The sequence below is a fragment of the Amaricoccus sp. genome, assembly GCF_047602525.1.
Classification (GTDB): Bacteria; Pseudomonadota; Alphaproteobacteria; order Rhodobacterales; family Rhodobacteraceae; genus Amaricoccus.
Map to the genome: position 1 here is coordinate 3,323,936 of NZ_JASGHB010000001.1, position 19,279 is coordinate 3,343,214.

General features: G+C 70.8%; 19 protein-coding genes and 1 pseudogene. 9 read left to right on the forward strand and 11 right to left on the reverse strand.

The features are described from left to right. The first annotated feature begins 119 nt into the window (after positions 1-119). Complete coding sequence (gene gatB / locus QM699_RS17060; RefSeq protein WP_415012225.1) at positions 120-1,604, forward strand: Asp-tRNA(Asn)/Glu-tRNA(Gln) amidotransferase subunit GatB; 1,485 nt, start codon at positions 120-122, stop codon at positions 1,602-1,604. Positions 1,605-1,633: 29 nt separating this feature from the next. Beyond that, positions 1,634-2,110 carry a hypothetical protein gene (locus QM699_RS17065; protein WP_415012226.1) on the forward strand — a complete coding sequence of 159 codons (477 nt, stop codon included), beginning with the start codon at positions 1,634-1,636 and terminating at the stop codon, positions 2,108-2,110. 35 nt (positions 2,111-2,145) lie between these two features. Here the strand turns inward: QM699_RS17065 and QM699_RS17070 are convergent, their stop codons facing one another. Continuing rightward, on the reverse strand, positions 2,146-2,409 hold the full coding sequence (locus QM699_RS17070; RefSeq protein ID WP_415012227.1) for a BolA family protein: 264 nt from the start codon (positions 2,407-2,409) through the stop codon (positions 2,146-2,148). Positions 2,410-2,571: 162 nt separating this feature from the next. Between QM699_RS17070 and QM699_RS17075 the strand changes: the two genes are divergently transcribed. Beyond that, positions 2,572-3,189 carry a DnaJ domain-containing protein gene (locus QM699_RS17075; RefSeq protein WP_415012788.1) on the forward strand — a complete coding sequence of 206 codons (618 nt, stop codon included), beginning with the start codon at positions 2,572-2,574 and terminating at the stop codon, positions 3,187-3,189. A gap of 54 nt (positions 3,190-3,243) precedes the next feature. On the opposite strand, the gene QM699_RS17080 is transcribed toward QM699_RS17075, so the two are convergent. Next, entirely contained in the window at positions 3,244-4,134 is an 891-nt protein-coding gene (locus QM699_RS17080; RefSeq protein WP_415012789.1) for a substrate-binding domain-containing protein, read from the reverse strand. A 3-nt stretch (positions 4,135-4,137) separates the two neighbouring features. Further along, positions 4,138-4,266: pseudogene (locus tag QM699_RS17085) on the reverse strand (LacI family DNA-binding transcriptional regulator); the annotation flags it as partial. Between the two features lie 228 nt (positions 4,267-4,494). Between QM699_RS17085 and QM699_RS17090 the strand changes: the two are divergent. Beyond that, entirely contained in the window at positions 4,495-6,411 is a 1,917-nt protein-coding gene (locus QM699_RS17090; protein ID WP_415012228.1) for a hypothetical protein, read from the forward strand. Positions 6,412-6,535: 124 nt separating this feature from the next. On the opposite strand, the gene QM699_RS17095 is transcribed toward QM699_RS17090, so the two are convergent. The 6 genes from QM699_RS17095 to QM699_RS17120 all read right to left on the reverse strand — a co-directional run bounded on the left by QM699_RS17095 (position 6,536) and on the right by QM699_RS17120 (position 12,276). Continuing rightward, positions 6,536-6,889, reverse strand: a complete 354-nt coding sequence (locus QM699_RS17095; RefSeq protein WP_415012229.1) for a DUF1428 domain-containing protein — start codon at positions 6,887-6,889, stop codon at positions 6,536-6,538. A gap of 80 nt (positions 6,890-6,969) precedes the next feature. Then, complete coding sequence (gene panC / locus QM699_RS17100) at positions 6,970-7,824, reverse strand: pantoate--beta-alanine ligase (RefSeq protein ID WP_415012230.1); 855 nt, start codon at positions 7,822-7,824, stop codon at positions 6,970-6,972. Positions 7,825-7,848: 24 nt separating this feature from the next. Then, positions 7,849-8,664: a 3-methyl-2-oxobutanoate hydroxymethyltransferase gene (panB, locus tag QM699_RS17105; RefSeq protein ID WP_415012231.1), complete on the reverse strand. Its 816-nt coding sequence runs from the start codon at positions 8,662-8,664 to the stop codon at positions 7,849-7,851. Between the two features lie 35 nt (positions 8,665-8,699). Continuing rightward, positions 8,700-10,148, reverse strand: coding sequence for a pyruvate kinase (gene pyk, locus QM699_RS17110; RefSeq protein ID WP_415012790.1), 1,449 nt, complete (start codon positions 10,146-10,148; stop codon positions 8,700-8,702). Between the two features lie 102 nt (positions 10,149-10,250). Then, positions 10,251-11,357, reverse strand: coding sequence for a pyridoxal phosphate-dependent aminotransferase (locus QM699_RS17115; RefSeq protein ID WP_415012232.1), 1,107 nt, complete (start codon positions 11,355-11,357; stop codon positions 10,251-10,253). 16 nt (positions 11,358-11,373) lie between these two features. Next, positions 11,374-12,276 (reverse strand): NAD(P)-dependent oxidoreductase, encoded by a 903-nt coding sequence (locus QM699_RS17120; protein ID WP_415012233.1) that lies wholly within the window; start codon positions 12,274-12,276, stop codon positions 11,374-11,376. A 224-nt stretch (positions 12,277-12,500) separates the two neighbouring features. Here QM699_RS17120 and QM699_RS17125 point away from each other — a divergent pair, with 224 nt between their 5' ends. From QM699_RS17125 to QM699_RS17140, 4 genes are all read left to right on the forward strand, one after another. After that, on the forward strand, positions 12,501-13,439 hold the full coding sequence (locus tag QM699_RS17125; protein ID WP_415012234.1) for a 2-hydroxyacid dehydrogenase: 939 nt from the start codon (positions 12,501-12,503) through the stop codon (positions 13,437-13,439). Positions 13,440-13,508: 69 nt separating this feature from the next. Then, the gene (locus QM699_RS17130; RefSeq protein ID WP_415012235.1) at positions 13,509-13,736 is read left to right on the forward strand and encodes an antitoxin MazE family protein; all 228 of its coding nucleotides are present in this window, start codon (positions 13,509-13,511) and stop codon (positions 13,734-13,736) included. Next, positions 13,733-14,056 carry a type II toxin-antitoxin system PemK/MazF family toxin gene (locus QM699_RS17135; protein ID WP_415012236.1) on the forward strand — a complete coding sequence of 108 codons (324 nt, stop codon included), beginning with the start codon at positions 13,733-13,735 and terminating at the stop codon, positions 14,054-14,056. Before QM699_RS17130 ends, QM699_RS17135 begins: the two co-directional genes overlap by 4 nt. 44 nt (positions 14,057-14,100) lie before the next feature. Then, positions 14,101-15,909 carry an ABC-F family ATP-binding cassette domain-containing protein gene (locus QM699_RS17140; protein ID WP_415012237.1) on the forward strand — a complete coding sequence of 603 codons (1,809 nt, stop codon included), beginning with the start codon at positions 14,101-14,103 and terminating at the stop codon, positions 15,907-15,909. Between the two features lie 24 nt (positions 15,910-15,933). On the opposite strand, the gene QM699_RS17145 is transcribed toward QM699_RS17140, so the two are convergent. Further along, entirely contained in the window at positions 15,934-17,094 is a 1,161-nt protein-coding gene (locus QM699_RS17145) for a deoxyguanosinetriphosphate triphosphohydrolase (protein ID WP_415012238.1), read from the reverse strand. Between the two features lie 391 nt (positions 17,095-17,485). Here QM699_RS17145 and QM699_RS17150 point away from each other — a divergent pair, with 391 nt between their 5' ends. Next, positions 17,486-18,691, forward strand: a complete 1,206-nt coding sequence (locus QM699_RS17150; RefSeq protein ID WP_415012239.1) for an MFS transporter — start codon at positions 17,486-17,488, stop codon at positions 18,689-18,691. 22 nt (positions 18,692-18,713) lie between these two features. Here the strand turns inward: QM699_RS17150 and QM699_RS17155 are convergent, their stop codons facing one another. Next, positions 18,714-19,211, reverse strand: a complete 498-nt coding sequence (locus QM699_RS17155; RefSeq protein ID WP_415012240.1) for a ferritin-like domain-containing protein — start codon at positions 19,209-19,211, stop codon at positions 18,714-18,716. Positions 19,212-19,279: the final 68 nt, after the last annotated feature.

Consider the following 19,279-nt stretch of genomic DNA (forward strand, 5'->3'; position numbering starts at 1 on the left):
GAACGTATGTCGCGGCGCATACCTTGGTGCCAGTGGCGTCACGCGGCGGGTCGCTCTCCGGCTTGCCCGTGCCGGGGGCGCGGCGTAAGACGGCCCGGCTCCAGATCCGAGGACCCCGCATGGCCGAGCTTGCCTATTCCGAGCCCGAACCGAAGATCATCGCCGGCGCCAAGGGCGACTGGGAGATCGTGATCGGCATGGAGGTCCATGCGCAGGTCCTCTCCAAGGCCAAGCTGTTCTCGGGCGCCTCGACCGCATTCGGCGGCGCGCCGAACAGTCACGTCAGTCTCGTCGACGCGGCGATGCCCGGGATGCTGCCGGTCATCAACGGCTTCTGCGTCGAGCAGGCCGTCCGGACCGGGCTGGGGCTGAGGGCGAAGATCAACCCGTTCTCGCGGTTCGACCGGAAGAACTACTTCTACCCCGACCTGCCGCAGGGCTATCAGATCAGCCAACTCTACCACCCGATCGTCGGCGAGGGCGAGGTTCTCGTCGACATGAAGCCGGGCATCGCGCGGCGCGTGCGGGTCGAGCGCATCCATCTGGAGCAGGACGCCGGCAAGTCGGTGCATGACCTCGACCCGGAGCTGTCGTGCGTCGACCTGAACCGCAGCGGCGTGGCGCTGATGGAGATCGTCTCGAAGCCCGACATCCGCGGGCCGGAAGAGGCGGCGGAGTACGTGCGCAAGCTGCGCCAGATCCTGCGCTATCTCGGCACCTGCGACGGCAACATGCAGGAGGGCAGCCTGCGCGCCGACGTCAACGTCAGCGTGCGGCCCGTGGGCTCGGACACGCTCGGAACGCGCTGCGAGATCAAGAACATGAACTCGATGCGCTTCATCCAGGCGGCGATCGAGTACGAGGCGCGCCGGCAGATCGCCATCCTCGAGGACGGCGGAGCGGTGGAGCAGGAGACCCGGCTCTACGACCCGAACAAGGGCGAGACCCGCTCGATGCGGTCGAAGGAAGAGGCGCACGACTACCGCTATTTCCCCGACCCCGACCTGCTGCCGCTGGAGCTGGAGCAGGGCTGGATCGACGCGATCGGTGCCGGCCTGCCGGAGCTGCCCGACGCGAAGAAGGCGCGCTTCGTCGCCGACTATGGCATGACCGAGTACGACGCGGGCGTGCTGACCGCCGAGACGGCGAGCGCCGACTATTTCGAGGCGGTTGCGGCGGGGCGCGACGGCAAGCAGGCGGCGAACTGGGTCATCAACGAGCTGTTCGGCCGGCTCAACAAGGAGGGGCTCGGCATCGACGCGAGCCCGGTGGCGGCAGGCCAGCTCGGCGGGCTGATCGACCTGGTGGCGTCCGACGAGATCTCCGGCAAGATCGGTAAGGATGTCTTCGAGATCCTCTGGACCGAGGGGGGCGATCCGGCGACAATCGTCGCCGAGCGGGGCCTGAAGCAGGTGACGGACACCGGCGCGATCGAGGCGGCGGTCGACGAGGTGGTCTCGGCCAACCCCGAGAAGGCCGCGCAGGCGCTGGAAAAGCCCTCGATGGCCGGCTGGTTCGTCGGGCAGGTGATGAAGGTGACGGGCGGCAAGGCCAATCCGAAGACGGTCAATGCGCTGGTGCGCGCCCGGCTCGGCCTCGACTGACGCGACGCGGGATCCCCGGGGAGGACGGCATGACGAGCTACGACTACAAGGTGGTCCCGGCGCCGCGCCGGGCCCGGAAGATCAAGGGCGTGAAGGGGGCGGACGAGCTGTTCGCCCAGACGCTGGGCGAGGCGATCAACGAGGTTGCGCGCCAGGGCTGGGAATACGTGCGCACCGAGTCGCTCGTTGCCGAGGGGCCGGCCGGGTGGTTCCGCCGCGGTGCCACGACGGATCAGGTGGTGATGGTGTTCCGTCGCCCGCGTGAGGCGCTGGGCCCCCGGCTCGCCGCCGTCGGCTCGGGGCACGAGCCGACGCGCGAGCCCGAGCTGGTGGTGGGTGGCCGCGAGCGGCCCGCTGTCGACAGGGCGGTGGAGCGCGTCGTGGTCGACCGCCTGCAGTCGACCCTGCGCCACCAGCCGGCGCGGATGGAGCCGCGGCTCGACGACGGGGACGACATGTCGCCGGTGCGCCCCGGGCCCCGGCTCGGGCCGGCCGACCCGTCCTGAGCCAGACGTCCCCGGCCCCTGCGCCGGGGGGACACTCAGGCCGAGAGGTCGAGGGCCAGCGCGTGCACGCCGCCGGCAAGCTCGGCGGCCAGCGCCCGGTGCACGGCCCGGCTGCGCTCGATCCGGCCGAGGCCGGCGAGCGCGCTGGCCCGCATCACCACGCGAAAGTGCGTCGCGCCGCCCTCGCGCCAGCCGCCGTGGCCGCGATGGGCCTCGCTCTCGTCGATGACCTCGAGATGTTGGGGATCGAACGCCGCCAGCAGCTTCGCCCGCATGGTTTCGGCCACGGTTTCCGTCATGTCCCTCTCCTCGCTTCCGGACGGGCTTTTGGGGGGCGCCCGCCATGGTTTAAGCTCATGCCCTCCGAGTCGGCCGGACCCGCGTCGCCCCGGCCGAATCGCTCGACAGTACACTGAGGTCTCGCCTTGACAGCCGATCGCCGCAACCCGTTCAACCTCGACATGTCAGTCAGTGCTGACAAGAAACGGCGTTCGCGCAGCCGGGGCGGCCCGGCGGGCGTGGAGTCGACGGGGCGGCAGTGCGAGAAGCCGGGCTGCGCCAAGCCGGGCAAGTTCCGCGCCCCCAAGTCGCCCGACAATCTCGACGATTTCCACTGGTTCTGCCTGGACCACGTGCGCGAGTACAATCTCAAGTGGAACTTCTTCGAGACGCTGCCGGAAGACGAGCTGGCGCAGCGGGTCGAGGAGGATCGGCTCTGGGGGCGCGCCACGCAGCCGTTCGGCGACCGCGGCCCGGCGCATCCGCATTCCGACGGCCGCGCGTGGGAGCGGTTCGGCTATACCGATCCGATGGAGCTGCTCGGCGAGAAGGCGACGCTGAACCCCGGGGACCGCACCCGGCCGCAGCAGCGGCGCCTGCCACCGACCGAACGTCGCGCGCTCGAGATCCTCGACGCGCAGGATACCCAGAGCAAGACCGAGATCCGCCAGCAGTACAAGGCGCTGGTCAAGGATCTGCACCCCGACATGAACGGCGGCCGCCGCGACGACGAGGCACGCCTCGCGGAAGTCGTCTGGGCCTGGGAGCAGATCAAGGCGAGTCGCAGCTTTCGCGAGTGATGCGTGCGGCCGCCCCGGACGGGCCCGATGGCCCGTGCGGGACGGCCGCGGCGTTCAGGCGCGCAGGCGCGAGGCGGCCCGGCCATGGCTCTGGCGCGGCGTGAACCGCAGGGGCATCAGCCGGGACGCAAGGTCCTCGCCATCGCCGTTCGCCTGGGCAATCAGCCGCAGCGCCAGCTCGCGCCCCACGTCGTTCAGGTCGCTGTCGTAGTACGTGAGCGCCGGCACCAGCCAGCGCGCTTCAAACGGCGGGAAGGTGCAGAGCACCGCCACGTCGTCGCCCACGCGGTGCCCCAATCGCGTCAGCTCTCGGTAGAGCGACATCGCAAGGCTTTCGTGGGTGGCGACATAGGCCGTCGGTGCCCGCGGCCCCGCCATCAGGGCGCGCGCCTCGGCGGTCGGCTCGCCGTTCGCCATCGGGATCAGGCGCACGGTTTCCGGCGGCAGGCCGAGGCGGATCACCTCGGCCTGGAAGGCGGCGATGAGAAGGGCCTGATAGTTAAGCAGATCCTCGGCCGTCGCCACGCCCAGCCGGCGATGGCCGTCGGCCACGAAGCGCCGGGCCGCGTCGACCGCCATCGCCTCGAAATCGAAATCCACGAAGGAATAGCCGTCGATCCCGGCGCTGCGCCCGAAGGCGACGTACTCCACTCCCGTCGCCTTCAGGAAGGCAATCCGCGCGTCGCCGGGGATCGTCTGGATGATGACGACGGAGTCGGCGATCCGCCGCTGGACGATGCGCTGGAGGTGCTGGAGCGGGTCCTCGTCGGCCCCGCGGAACAGCAGGATCAGGTCAAGCCCGCGCTGCTGAAGGCTGCGGCGCAGGCCCTCCAGCACGACGAAAAGGCCGGGATCGCAGCCCTCGGGCCCTGCCTGCGAGGGGATGACCGCGGCGACGATGCCGGTGCGGCCACTTCGCAGGCTGCGGCCGGACTGATTCGGCACATAGCCGCTCCGGGCTGCCGCGGCCTTGACCCGGGCCCGGGTCTCCGGATTCACGTCCGGCCGGTCGTTGAGCGCTCTTGAGACTGTCCCAATGGACAGCTGCAGCTCCCGAGCGAGCTGTCTGATCCCCATTCGCTCCTCCTGGGGCTGTAAATCACAATATAAACTTTCTTGGGTATGGCCGCGGACTCGGCGAAACGCAATCCCAAGTCATCCGCGTCCATTTTTTTCGGCACGCGTCAGACGATTTACGATTTTCTCACGTTTGCCGGGCGCCCCGCCCTCTACGACAGTGCTCATCGCGGAATGCGACGGGATGTTCTCGCCCTTTCGGGAACGCATCCAGGTCGAGATGAGCCCATGCCCGAACTGTCTGTCGCCGATCCGATCCTGCCGAATCTCTTCGGGGCGGCGCAGCCGTCGGAGCGGTTCGCGGGTCTCGATCCGAGGTCGGCAGACGGCGCGGCCGAGCTGGCCGCGATCGCCGCGCGGATTGGTGCCACCCGGCGCCCGGGGGCGAAGTCCGACATTCCGGCCGGCGTCACCTATCTCACCCAGCTCGTCGTGCTCGACCTCGACTTTCCGACGCGCGAGGCCGCGGCCGGCGGGCCGTTGCTCGATCTCGGCGTGCTCTACGGCGACGGCCCGAAGCACAGCGCCTGCTGCTATCAGGTGCCGTTCCAGGCCGGCGTGGGCCGGCATCTGCTGCGCATCGGGCGGACCCGGCCGACGGCCTCGTCACCGGCGTGGGGCGCCACCCGCGACCTGCCGCGCGCGGCCTGCCCCAACCTCGATGCCCGCCCGGTGGAGAGCCGCAGCGAGGTGCTCGTCCCCGACAGCGCCTCGGACTCGAACCTGCTCCTCGCGCAGGTGCAGGTGCTCTGGGCCCTGCTGCACAACGCCGTCGCGGCCACGCTCTCGGAAACGCGCCGGCCGGAACTGGCGTTCGAGCTGGCCCGGCGCGTGACCTGCGGGATCTATCGGGACGTCGTGCGGCGGGATGTGCTGGGCAGCTGGCTGCTGCCGGCGCTTCGCGAGCGCTATGCCCGGCCGGTCGCCGCCGCCGGGTTGCACCGTGTGCCGGTCGAGTTCACCGCCGGCGTCGGCCGGCTCGGCCACGGGCTCGTGCGCGAGATCTACACGCTGAACACCCAGACACAGGTGGCCGGGCTGCGCACGCTCCTGCGGCACACCAGTACCGGGCGCCCGTTCGAGATGCCGCTCACCGAGGACTGGCTGGTGGACTTCTCCGGCTTCTTCGCCGTCGGCGACCGCGAGCCGCAGCGCGCCCGCGCGCTGGGCCCGCATGTCGCGCGGCCGTTCGCGACGGGCACGCTGCCCGGCGGCGACGCCGGCACGCTGGTGCTGCGCGACCTTCTCGCCTGCACGACGGGCGAGGTCCGCTCGGTCGGCTCGCTGCTGCATCGTGCCGACGCCGCGACACCCGGGCTCTTCACCGGCCGGTTCGGTGAGGACGGCCGATGGCAGGCGGCCCTCACCCGCTGGCTCGCCGATGCCGGTCTCCCGCCGGCCGCGGTCGAGCGCCTGTCGCAGGATCCGCCGCTGACGCTGTTCCTCATGCTCGAGGCCGAGGCGGACGCGGACGGCAAGTCGCTCGGCACGCTCGGCTCGGTCATCATGGGCGAGACCCTTGCCGCCGCCCTCGGGCCGGACCCGCTGGATGCCGCCGCCGACGCGGCGCGCGCGCTGGTGTTTCGCGATGGCGCGCCGGCCAGCATGGCTGCCGTGGTCCGGTTCCTGCAAGGCCACTACCGCTTTGCCGAAGGCGCGAGGCTGCATGCACTCGACGCGGCCGATCAGCCCGACTCGGCCGCTGCCCATCCCCATAGCGTTGTATCTGGAGGCTTCGAGATGCTTGACACAAACGCACCGGCCCGCCCGGCGATTCCGAGGATCGAAGTGGCCGACTATATCGAGATGGGGCGCCTCGTCGCCCAGTGGTCCGCCGAGCCGGCCACGCGGCCCAAGACGATCCAGGAGCTGCGCGAGCAGCTCGACGGGGTTGCGGTCGTCCCGGACCGGATCACCTCGATCGAGTTCACCCAGAGCCGGCTCGATCACCTGGTCCTGCCGCTGCCGCCGCGGGAGATGATCGAGGATGCGATCGACCGGATGTCCGACCCGATGTCGGACGGTCGTTATCCGCTGCCGCAGTTTTACGCCGATCATTGCCGGCCGGGGTTCGGCCCGGTGATGACGCCGCTCGATACCCTGCTGGCGCGGGTCGGCGACCACATCATTGCCCAGTGCCGCTAGCGGCACGCGGGCTCACGCCGCAGACCGTGCGTCCGGTTTGCTTCCTCCCTGACCACTGACTAGGCGGCTGGCGCGTCCAGCCGCCTTTTTTGCCGCTCTCTCTCCGCCGGGCACCGCGACGGCCTCATATGTCGACGATCGGGGCGAAGCCGCCGAAAATCATCCTCTGGCCGTCGAAGGGCATCTCGCTCATGTCCTGTGGCATCCGCGGGTCCTGCATCGCTGCCGCCATGCCGGCATCGCGCGCCGCCCGCGAGGGCCACCCGATCCATGAGAAGACCACCGTCTCGTCGTCTGCCTTCTTCGCGGCCATCGGGAACGACGTCACCTTGCCATCCGGCACATCGTCGCCCCAGCATTCGACACAACGCTGTGCGCCGTGGTCCCGGAACACCATCCGTGCGGTCAGGGCCTGCTGGCGATAGGCATCGCGGTTCGCGGTCGGCACCGCCACGACGAATCCGTCGACATAGCTCATGCGGGGAACTCCCTCCTGTTTTCCGGGGAGGCAACGCACGAACAGCCGATGCTTTCCCTCGCGGTCTGGCTGATTTTGCGTCAGCCGACGGTCGGGATGGGAAGGTTGTCGATCAGGCGCACATCGCCCAGCCACGCCGCGACGAGCAGGCGCGCCGGCTCGCCCGCGGTTTCCACCGGGGCGAGGTCCGCGTCGCGGCGCAGGTCCAGATATTCCACCTCGCGGAAGCCGGCCGCGAGGATCGCGGCGCGTGCGGCGTCGAGTGCGGTCGCGGGTGCGGTGCCGCCGGCGATTGCCCGTGCGGCAACCCCGAGCGCCTGAGCCAGTGCCGGCGCCGACGCGCGTTCCGCCGCCGTCAGCCGCAGATTGCGCGAGGACAGCGCCAGCCCGTCCGCTTCGCGCACCGTCGGCCGGCCGACGATCTCGCAGGGGATGTCGAGGTCAGTGACCAGCCGCCGCACCACTTGCAGCTGCTGCCAGTCTTTCTCGCCGAAGTAGGCGCGATCCGCGCCGGTCTGCAGCAGCAGCTTGGCGACGACCGTCGCCACCCCGTCGAAATGCCCGGGGCGGTGCGTGCCGCACAGCCCCTCGCTCACCCCGGCGACGGAGATCGTCGTGGCAAACCCCGGCGGGTACATCTGATCCCCGTCCGGGACGTAGAGGAGGTCGACGGCCAGCGGCGCGAGCTTTGCCGCGTCCTCCGTCTCGGTGCGGGGATAGGCCGCGAGGTCGGCGGCGTCGTTGAACTGCCGGGGATTGACGAACAGCGTCACCACCACGCGGTCGCTGCCGGCCGTCGCCGCCTCGACCAGGCTCAGGTGCCCGGCGTGCAGCGCGCCCATGGTCGGCACGACGCCGACCGTCTCGCCCGCGGCCTTCCAGCCGGCAACGATAGCGCGAAGCTCTGTGCGGCTGCGGACGGTCGGCACGGGCATGGCGGCCTCTGGCAAGGGCTTGGGTCAGGCGTCGGCGAACGTGTGCTCGGCCGCGGGAAATGCCCGGGCGCGCACGTCGGCGGCATAGGCGGCAATCGCCGCGTCAGCCGCCTGGCCGAGCTCGGCATAGCGCCGGACGAACGACGGGCGGAAATCGGTGAACAGGCCGAGCATGTCGTCGATCACCAGAATCTGCCCGTCGCAGGCGGGCGACGCGCCGATGCCGATGGTGGGGATCGCCACCGTCTCGGTGATCCGGCGGGCAAGCGGCTCGGCGATCTTCTCGAGCACCACCGAGAAGGCCCCCGCCTCGGCCACCGCCCGCGCGTCGGCCAGCACCCGCTCGGCGTCCGCACCGCGGCCCTGCACGCGATAGCCGCCGGTCATGTTCACCTGCTGCGGCATCAGGCCGACGTGCGCCATCACCGGGATCGAGCGCCGGGTGAGAAAGGCGATGGTCTCCGCCATCGTCTCGCCGCCCTCGAGCTTCACCGCGGCGCAGCCGGTCTCGGCCATCACCCGCGCCGCCGTCTCGAACGCCTGCGCGGGGCCCGCCTCATAGGCACCGAACGGCAGGTCGACGACGAGCAGCGCGTCGGTGGTGCCGCGCCGCACCGCCTGGCCGTGCAGGATCATCATGTCCGTCGTGACGCCGACGGTCGACGGCAGGCCGTGGATCACCATGCCGAGGCTGTCGCCGACGAGGATCACGTCGGCGTGCGGGTCGACGAGCCGGGCCATCGGCGTGGTGTACGCCGTCAGGCAGACCAGCGGCTCGCCGCCCTTGCGGGCGAGAACCGCCGCCGGCGTCATCGCCTTGCGCGGAACGTGCGTGCTCATCGGGACCCCGGCTCTCCCCGACAGGGGCGAAGGGGTCAGTCCTCGCCGCCGCCCTCGTAGATCGCCCGCTCGTTGGCCGTGGCGACGCGCAGGATGTTGGTGCTGCCCGCGACGCCGAACGGGATGCCGGCGGTGACGACGATACGGTCGTCCTCCTGGGCAAAGCCGTGCTCGCGGGCGATCCGGGCGGCGTTGACCACCGCGAGCTTGAAGCGGTCGACCTCGGGAACCACGGCGCAGTGCAGGCCCCAGCTCAGCGCCAGCCGCCGGGCGGTGCCGATGAGCGGCGTGAGCGCGATGATCGGCACCCGCGGCCGCTCGCGTGCGGTGAGCAGCGCGGTGGTGCCGGAGTGGCTGAAGCAGCAGATCGCCTTGACCTTGGTCGTCTCGGCCACCTCGCGCGCCGCGACGGTGATCGCGTCGGACACGCCGGAGCGGGCGGCGGTGCGCTGCGCCTCGATCACCGGACGGAACGTGGCGTCGCCCTCCACCGACTCGGCGACGTTGTTCATCGTCGTCACCGCTTCGATCGGATAGTCGCCGGCAGCGGACTCGGCCGAAAGCATCACCGCGTCGGCGCCCTCGTAGATCGCCGTGGCGACGTCGGACACCTCCGCGCGGGTCGGCACCGGGCTCGAGATCATGCTTTCCAGCATCTGGGTCGCGACGATCACCGGCTTGCCCACCGCCCGGCAGGCGCGGGTCAGCCGCTTCTGGATCGGCGGCACCTTGTGGACCGGCAGTTCGACGCCGAGATCGCCGCGGGCGACCATGATGCCGTCGGACGCGTCGAGGATTTCCTGGAAGGCGTTGACCGCCGCAGGCTTCTCGATCTTGGACAGGATCGCCGCGCGCCCGTCGGCCAGCTCGCGCGCCTCGAAGACGTCGCTCGCCCGCTGCACGAACGACAGCGCCAGCCAGTCGACGCCCATCGTGCAGGCGAACTCCAGATCCTTGCGGTCCTTCTCCGACAGCGCGGCCAGCGGCAGCACGACGTCGGGGACGTTGACGCCCTTGCGGTTGGAGATCTCGCCGCCGACCATCACCTCGGTCACGGCGTGCTGTGGCGAGCGCTCGGTCACGCGGACACGGATCTTGCCGTCGTTGACCAAGAGCATGGACCCGACCTGCAGCGCCTGGAAGATCTCCGGGTGCGGCAGGCAGACGCGGGTGCCGTCGCCCTCGGCCGGATCGAGGTCGAAGCGGAAGCTCTGTCCCTCGGTCAGGGTGTACGGCCCGTTGGCGAACGTGCCGCAGCGCAGCTTCGGCCCCTGGAGGTCGGCGAGGATGCCGATGGGACGGCCCAGCTCGGCCTCGACCTTGCGGATCATCTGATGCCGCTTGGCGATGTCGTCGTGCGTGCCGTGGCTCATGTTGAGGCGGAACACGTCGGCACCGGCGACGAAGAGGTTCCGGATCATCTCGTAACTGTCGGAGGCGGGGCCGAGCGTCGCGACAATCTTGACGTTGCGCTGGCGGCGGATCGTGGTCATGCGGATCTCATTCCCCATCCATGCTGACACGGCCGCCGTTATAGCGGAACAACCGGGCTATGGAACGGCTAATACACCGGGCGCGCCATTAATCTATCCGTGTGACTTATTCGCCGACGCCAGCGCCTCCGGCAGCGCCGCGGCGAACGCGTCGAGATCGGCGGGGCGCCCGACGCTGACCCGGATGCAGCGGTCCTGCGGCGCGACGCCGGGCTTGCGCACGAAGATGCCGCGTCGAACCAGCCCGTCCAGCACGGCGGTGGCAAAGCCGCCATCGCGGCCGCAGTCGATCGCGACGAAGTTCGTGGCCGAGGGCAGGGGGCGGAGGCGGTTCGCCTCGGCGATCCCGGCGATCCGGTCCCGTCCGGCCGCCACCTCGGCGCGGACGTGGGCGAGCCAGGCGCGATCCGACAGTGCCGCCAGCGCCCCGGCGGCGGCGATCCGGCTGACGCCGAAGTGGTTGCGCACCCGGTCGAACGCCGCGATCAGGTCGGGGTGGCCGATCGCATAGCCGATGCGGGCGCCGGCCATGCCGTGCGCCTTGGAGAAGGTCCGCATCCGGATCACCCGCGGCTCGCCGGGGTCGATGGGCGGAACGGCGTCGTCGGGCGCGAAGTCGGCATAGGCTTCGTCGAGGCAGAGCACCGCGTCGCCCGGCAGGCGGCCGATCGTCTCGGCGATCGTGCGCGCCGGATGCCAGCTGCCCATCGGGTTGTCAGGGTTGGCGAGATAGACGAGCGGCGCCCCGGTCTTGCGCGTGGCGAGCAGCAGCGCCTCCGGATCCTCCCGATCCTGCCGGTAGGGCACGGCATGCAGCACGCCGCCGAAGCCTGCGACGTGGTAGTTGAAGGTCGGGTAGGCGCCCGCCGAGGTGACGACCGGCGTGCCGGGCGCAACGAGCAGCCGCACGAGGGTGCCGAGCAGGCCGTCTATCCCCTCGCCCACGGTGATCGCCTGCGGCCTGACTCCGTGGTGCGCGGCCAGCGCCGCCTTGAGGTCGTGAAGCTCCGGGTCGGCGTACTTCCAGGCCTCCGACGCGGCAGCGGCCATCGCGGCGATCGCCTTCGGCGATGGCCCGAACACGCTCTCGTTCGCGCCGATCCGGGCGACGAACGGCCGGCCCAGGGCGCGCTCCTGCGCCTCGGGGCCGACAAAAGGGATGGTGGCGGGCAGCCCGGCAACGAGCGGGGTCAGGCGCATGGTTGGAACCGGGCGCTCACCGCTCGGCCTCCGGGTCGTTCAGCGCCAGCACGATGTCGCCGATCTGCGGCATGTAGCGCTCGCCCATGCCCATGGCCACGCCGAGCTTCAGCGTCTGCAGCGCGCCGTCGGACATCAGCGTCGCGGCGCCATGCCGGTTGGCCAGCCGGTTGTAGTACGTGAGATCCTTCGCGCCGTTCACGATCGTGAAGCGGTGCGCCCCGGCGTCGCGCTCCACCGCGTACTTCGAGAACGACTGGAAGTTGCCGCAGTTCATGCCGGAGTTGGTGACGATCTCGCGAAACACCGCCGGATCGGCGCCGACCTTCTGCACCATGGCGTAGCATTCGGCCCAGATCGCCGCATAGCCGAGCGCGACGAGGTTGTTGATGAGCTTCAGCGCGTGTGCCGCCCCCACGGGGCCGTTGACCGGAATGACCGCGTTCGCCCAGGTCGAGAGCAGCGGCCGCCATTTCTCGACGGTCTCCACCGGGCCACCGACATAGGTCGTCGCCTCGCCGTCCCAGGTGTGCTGCGGCGTCCGCGACAGCGGCGCGTCGATCAGGGTGATGCCGCGCGCCTCCAGCTCGCGCGCCAGCCGCTCGGTCACGTCCGGCTCGGAGGTCGACGAGTCGATGATCGTCAGTCCCGCACGCGCGGTGGTCACGATCTCGGCGACGCTCGCCTCGACCTGCGGCGCGCCGGTGACGCACAGCACGATGACGTCGCACTCGGCCGCCATCGCCGCGAGGCTGGGGCATTCGACCGCGCCCCGCTGCACCAGATCGTCCACCGCCTCGCGCTTGCGGTGCGCAACCACGCGCAGCGGATAGCCCTTCTCGACGGCGTTCTTCGCCATTCCCCAGCCCATCAGGCCCACACCCACGAACCCGACTACGGGCTTTCCGGTATCGGTCATGGAGCGCCTCCCCGCGCTTTCGTTGTTGTCGCGCTGTTAAACCTCGGGCCGGCGCCCCTCGTCCAGTGCTGCCGCGCCGTGGTCGGCGGCCGGTGGTTTGACGGCGATGGTCCGAAGGGGGTCGGACGGCTGTCGGGTGGCGACAGGATCGGGAAGCGGATCGGGACATTGTGTCGGGGCCTGCCGCGTGGTCAACATCGGGCCGCCATCAGGGGAGCGGAGCGATGAAGCCGGAAATCCTGCAGATCTGTCCGATGCATCCGCGCGTCGAGGCCGCCTTCGCCGCGGCCTATGTCGTTCATCGCTACTGGGACGCCGCGGACAAGGCCGGCGTTCTGGCCGCCCGCGGCCCGGAGATCCGTGCGGTGGCGACCGACGGGCACTATGGCGTCGCCCCGGAGATCATGGCGGCGCTCCCGCAGCTCGCCATGGTGGCGAGCTACGGCGTGGGCTACGATGCGATCGACACCGCCGCCTGCAAGGCGCGGGGCATCCGCGTGTCGAACACCCCCGACGTGCTCAACGACGCCGTGGCCGAGATCGCGGTCGGCCTGATGCACGCGCTGGTCCGCCGCATCCCGCAGGCGGACGCCTTCGTCCGCGAGGGCGGGTGGCTCGACGGCACCTTCGCGCTGACCGGCGAGCTGACCGGCGCCCATGTCGGCATCCTCGGCCTCGGCCGCATCGGCAAGGAGATCGCCCGGCGCCTGCAGGTCTCGAAAATGCGCGTCTCCTACCACGGCCGGCACGAGCAGCCGTTCGAGCCCTACGCCTATTATTCCGACCTCACCGCCATGGCGCGGGACGTCGACTGGCTCGTGGCGATCGCGCCGGGCAACGCCGCGACGCGCGGCATCGTCTCGCGCGAGGTGCTGACCGCCCTCGGGCCGCAGGGCGCGTTCGTCAACGTCGGGCGCGGGTCGCTGGTCGACGAGCCGGCACTGGTCGAGCTGCTGGTCTCCGGCGGCCTCGGCGGCGCGGCGCTCGACGTCTTCGCCGACGAGCCGCGCGTGCCCGCGGCGCTGCTCGGCCTGCCCAACGTCGTGCTCTCGCCGCATCAGGGCTCCGCGACGGAGAAGACCCGCGCGGCGATGGGCGACCTCGTGGTGAGAAACCTCGCCGCGTTCTTCGCCGGCGACCCGCTGCCGACGCCGGTGGTGTGAGCTACGGAGCCCTCGACAACTCCGGGAATCTGCGTTACATGTAACGCAAGCGGTCAGGGAGTTTCGCGCATGTCGGCTACGGTTGTCGCGCGCGTTCGAAGGCGGCGCGAGGCGCTGCGCGCTGCCGGATTGCGCCCTGTGCAGATCTGGGTTCCGGACACCCGCCACCCCGGCTTTGCCGAGGAGTGCCGGCGTCAGGCTGGCGTTGTCGCGGCGGCCGACCTGATCGACCCGGACCTCGGCGAGTTCCTCGATGCAACGCTCGCTGACGCCGCGGGCGCCGAGCCGGGGGCGTGAGGCGGGGCGATCTCGTCACGGTCGCGATCCCGGGCGACTTCGGCAAGCCCCGTCCGGCGCTCATCGTCCAGGCGGATCAGTTTGATGCGACGGGCACCGTTGCCGTTCTCCTGCTCACTGGAACGCTCGTGGATGCGCCGCTGCTGCGGCCGACGATCCAGCCGACGGCAGGCAACGGCCTGCGCAAGCCGTCGCAGGTCATGGTGGACAAGGTGCTTTCGGTGAAGCGCGACCGGCTCGGCGAGCCGTTCGGGCATCTGGAGGCGGAGGTGATGCTCGGAGTCACCCGCTCGCTCGCCGTGTTTCTCGGTATCGCCTGAGCCTGCGCTTGACGGCCCGGCGCCCGCGCCGTACCCGCGGGGCCATGGCCGAGCCTCCGCTTCTCACCCTTGCCGACATTCATCTCACCTTCGGCGGCGATCCGCTGTTCGACGGGGTGGACCTTGCCGTGCATCCGGGCGAGCGGATCGCGCTCGTCGGGCGCAATGGCTCGGGCAAGTCGACGCTGATGCAGGTGATCGCCGGCTCGGTGCAGCCCGACTCGGGCGAGCGCTTCGTGCGGCCCGGGACGCTCGTGGGCTACATGGCGCAGGACCCGGACTTTGCCGGTTTCCCGAGCCTTGCGGCGTTCGTCGCCGCGGACCTCGCCGAGGGCGAGGACTGGCGTGCCGCGGCCGCCATGGAGGGGCTGAAGCTCGACGGCACGCTCGATCCGGCCAGCGCGTCGGGCGGTGAGCGGCGGCGGGCGGCGCTCGCGCGGCTCATCGCCTCGGAACCCGACCTCCTGCTCCTCGACGAGCCGACCAACCATCTCGACATCACCGCGATCGCCTGGCTCGAGGCGCACCTTGCCGCCACGCGCACCGCCTTCGTGGTGGTGAGCCACGACCGGGCGTTCCTGAAGAACCTGACCGACCGGATCCTCTGGGTCGACCGTGGCGAGGTGCGCCGGCTCGACCGCGGCTTCGCGGCCTTCGAGGAGTGGCGGGACAAGGTGTTCGACGACGAGGACCTCGCGCGCCACAAGCTCGACCGGCTCATCAAGGCGGAAGGCCGCTGGGCGGTCGAGGGCATCTCGGCGCGGCGCAAGCGCAACCAGGGTCGCGTCCGCCGCCTCGCCGACATGCGGCAGGAGCGGCGGGACGCGATCCAGCGCACCGGCACCGCCTCGCTCGCCTTCGACTCCGGCCCGGTCTCCGGGCGGCTGGTGGTCGAGGCCGAGGGGGTGGCAAAGGCATTCGGCGACCGCGGGATCGTGCGCGACCTCTCGATGAAGATCGCCCGGGGCGACCGGGTGGCGCTGGTCGGGCCGAACGGCGCCGGCAAGACCACGCTGCTGAAGATGCTGACGGGCGAGATGTCGCCGGACACCGGCCGGGTGCGGCTCGGCGCCAACCTGATCCCGGCGGTCTTCGACCAGAACCGCGCCGCGCTCGACCCGGAGGCGTCGCTCTGGGAGACGCTGACCGGCGACGCGCCGGGGCGCAACGATCAGGTGATGGTGCGGGGCAAGCCGCGGCATGTCGTCGGCTATCTCAAGGACTTCCTCTTCGCCGAGTCGCAGGCGCGCGGTCCGGTGTCGGCGCTGTCGGGCGGCGAGCGGGCGCGGCTGCTGCTCGCGAAGCTGATGGCCAAGGAGTCGAACCTGCTGGTTCTCGACGAGCCGACGAACGACCTCGACGTCGAGACGCTCGACCTGCTGGAGGAAATCGTCGGCGACTACGACGGCACGGTGCTGCTCGTCAGCCACGACCGCGACTTCATCGACCGGGTGGCGACGACCACCGTGGCGATGGAGGGCGACGGGCGGGCGATCGTCTACGCTGGCGGCTGGACCGACTACCGCGTCCAGCGCGGCGAGCGCAGCGCGCCGGAGGCGCCCCGGGCGGCGCGTCCGGCGGCACAGGCGGCGCCGCGGCCCGCCGGGCCGGCGCGCGCGCGGCTGAGCTTCACCCAGTCGCACCGGCTGGGGCAGATCCCGGCCGAGATCGACCGGCTGACGGCCGAGATCGGCAAGCTCGAGACGCTGCTCGCAGACCCCGGCCTCTTCACCCGCGAGCCGGCGAAGTTCGCCAAGGCGAGCGAGGCGCTGATCGCCCGGCAGAAGGCGCTCGCCGCCGCGGAGGACGAGTGGCTGACGCTCGAGGCGCTGCGCGAGGAAGCCGAGGGCTGAGCCCCATGGCAAGGCCGGGGCCGGTCAGCCCTTGACCAGCGGGTCGCTCAGCTTGCGGTGCTCCTGCAGGGCGAAGCGGTCGGTCATGCCGGCGATGTAGTCGGCGACCACCCGGGCGCGGCCGGTGGTGTCGAGCGCCGCGCAGGCGTTCCATTCCGACGGCATCAGTTCGGGCGCCTCGGAGAAGGTGTGGAACAGCTCCTCCACCACCAGCCGCGCCTTGCGCCGCATCCGCTGCACCGTCCAATGCCGGTACATCCGCACGTAGAGAAAGCGGCGGATCGCCTTCAGCTCGGTGAAGGTGCCGTCAGAGAAGCCGATCACCGGGTGGCCGAGATGGCGGATCGCGTCGGCGCTCGCCGGGGCCGCGTCGGCAAGCCGGCGCTGGCTCGAGGCGAGCACGTCCTCGACCATCAGCCCGAAGAACCGGCGCAGCGCCTCGTGCTGCCGCCGGCTGGGTGCGAGACCGGGCCAGCGCGCGTCGACCGCGGCGACGCACGGGCCGATCAGCGGCAGCTCGCGCAGATCCTCGAGGCTGAACAGCCCGGCGCGCAGGCCGTCCGCGAGATCGTGGTTGTTGTAGGCGATATCGTCCGCCACCGCCGCCACCTGCGCCTCGGCGCTGGCGTGCGTGGCGAGGTCGAGGTCGAACTCCGCATTCGCATCGGCCAGCGCGAACGGCAGCTCGCCGGACACCGGGTCGGGCAGCACCGGGCCGTTGTGCTTGGCGATGCCCTCCAGCGTTTCCCACGTCAGGTTCAGCCCGTCGAAGTCGGCATAGTGCGCCTCGAGCCGGGTCACGATCTTCAGCGCCTGGGCGTTGTGGTCGAAGCCGCCGTGCGGCGCCATCACCGCCGCGAGCGCGTCCTCGCCGGTGTGGCCGAACGGCGGATGCCCGAGGTCGTGCGCCAGAGCCACCGCCTCTGCCAGCTCCTCGTTCAGGCCGAGCACGCGGGCGATGGTCCGCGCCACCTGCGCCACCTCGATGGAATGGGTGAGGCGCGTGCGGTAGTAGTCGCCTTCGTGCTCGACGAAGACCTGGGTCTTGTGCTTCAGCCGGCGAAACCCCGAGGAATGGATGATCCGGTCGCGATCGCGCTGGAACGGCGAGCGATGCGCCGACTCCGCCTCCGGGAAGCGGCGGCCGCGGCTGGCCTCGGGCAGGGTGGCAAAGGGAGCGATCATCAGCGGGTCCGAAGCGGGTTCCACGCCGTCATAGCCCATCGGCGCAGGGGCCGGAAGCCGCCCGCGCCACGCGGCGGCGACGGCCCTGCGCCGTCTTCACCCGCTGCAACGGGACACCCGGAGATCCCGGGCGAGATGGGCCGAATCCGCGCGGCGCGCCCGATCCCGATCCGCTCTGGCAGATCTTCGACAGCACCCCGGAGGAGCGCGGCGACTGGTATCCGAAGCTCTGCGGCTGATCGACGGGACAGAAGGTCGGCGGGGGGGCGTGGCGGGCGGAAGTGCCTAAGGGTTGAACAGTTCGCCCGCGCGTGCGACGAGACATCGGTGGCCCGGAGGTGGCCCGTCCCGCCCCCTCCGGGCCGCGTCCCGCCCACCGCGAGTCAATGCCATGTCCGTCTCCACCGCTCCCGCCCCGTCGCCCGAGACCCGCACCGCAATGGCCGTGCTGCTCGCGCTCAGTCTCTGCCACCTGCTGAACGACACCATCCAGTCGCTGCTGCCGGCGATCTATCCGGTGCTCCACCAGAACTATGCGCTGACGTTCACGCAGATCGGCTTCCTGCACTTCGTCTTCCAGGTCACGGCGTCGCTGTTGCAGCCGGCGGTGGGCTTCGTCACCGACAAGCGGCCGATGTTCCGGCTCGCGACCGCCGGCATGGGGGCGAGCCTCATCGGGCTGGTGCTGCTGGCGTTCGCGGCGCACTACTGGGTGATGCTGCTGGCGGCGGCGGCGATCGGCATCGGCTCGTCGATCTTCCACCCGGATTCCTCGCGCAACGCCCGCACCGCCTCGGGCGGGCGCTACGGCTTCGCGCAGTCGCTGTTCCAGGTCGGCGGCAACACCGGCTCGGCCATCGGCCCGCTGCTCGCCGCCTACATCGTGCTGCCGTTCGGCCAGTCGTCGATCGCCTGGTTCTCGGTGCTGGCGCTGACCGGGATGGTGCTGCTCTGGAACGTCGGAAGCTGGGCGAGGGCGCAGCACGTCCGGCGCCGCGCCTCCAGGGCGCCCGCGCCGGAATCGGCGCTGCCGCAGCGCAAGGTGATCGTGGTGATCGGCATCCTCGCGATGCTGGTATTCTCGAAGTATCTCTATCTCGCGAGCCTGACGAGCTACTACACCTTCTTCCTCATCGAACGCTTCGGCGTCTCGGTGCGCGATGCGCAGCTCCTGCTCTTCGTCTTTCTCGGCGCGGTGGCTCTCGGCACCTTCGCCGGCGGGCCGATCGGCGACCGGATCGGGCGCAAGGCGGTGATCTGGGTGTCGATCCTCGGCGTGCTGCCGTTCACGCTGGCCTTGCCCTATGCCAACCTGTTCTGGACGGCGGTGCTGTCGGCGATCATCGGCGTGATCCTTGCCTCGGCGTTCTCGGCCATCATCGTCTACGCGCAGCAGCTGGTGCCGAACCGCGTCGGGATGATCTCGGGGCTGTTCTTCGGCTTCGCCTTCGGCGTGGCCGGCGTCGGCGCGGCGCTGCTCGGCATGGTGGCGGACGCACGCGGCATCCTCTTCGTCTACCACGTCTGCTCGTTCCTGCCGCTCCTCGGCCTGCTCACGGTGTTCCTGCCGGCCGACAACGCGATCCGGCGGCGCTGACCCCGCGCCGCCGGGCGGGCGGTCAGCCCTGGGCCATCGCCTCCTCGTTGACGGCGCTGTCGGCGAGGCCGGTCAGCGTCTCGTCGGTCTCGCTCTCTTCCTTCAGCGTCGCGTCGAGCAGTTCGGCCGCCTCGTCCATGCCGAGCATGGTCGCCCAGCGCTTCAGCGTGCCATAGCGGGCGATCTCGTAATGCTCGACCGCCTGCGCCGCGGCGATCAGCCCGGCGTCGAGCGCCGGCGTGCCCTTGTACTCGGCCAGCGTCTCCTCGCCCTCGGCCAGGATGCCTTCGATCGCCTCGCAGGTCTTGCCCTGCGCCCGCTTGCCCAGCATCTCGAAGATCTGCTGCAACCGCTCCACGTGGGTCTCCGTCTGCGAGCGGTGGGTGTCGAACGCCTCCTTGAGCTCCGGCGACTGCGCGCCGCGCTTCATCTTCGGAAGCGCCTTCAGGATCGCGCGCTCCGCGTAGTAGATGTCCTTGAGGGTGTCGTGGAACAGGGTGTCGAGAGTCTTCTCGGCCATGGATGTCTCCTCCCGGGCTGCCGCGCCCGAAGTCCGGTCAACCTTTCGCCGCGCTGTGCGGTTCCGGC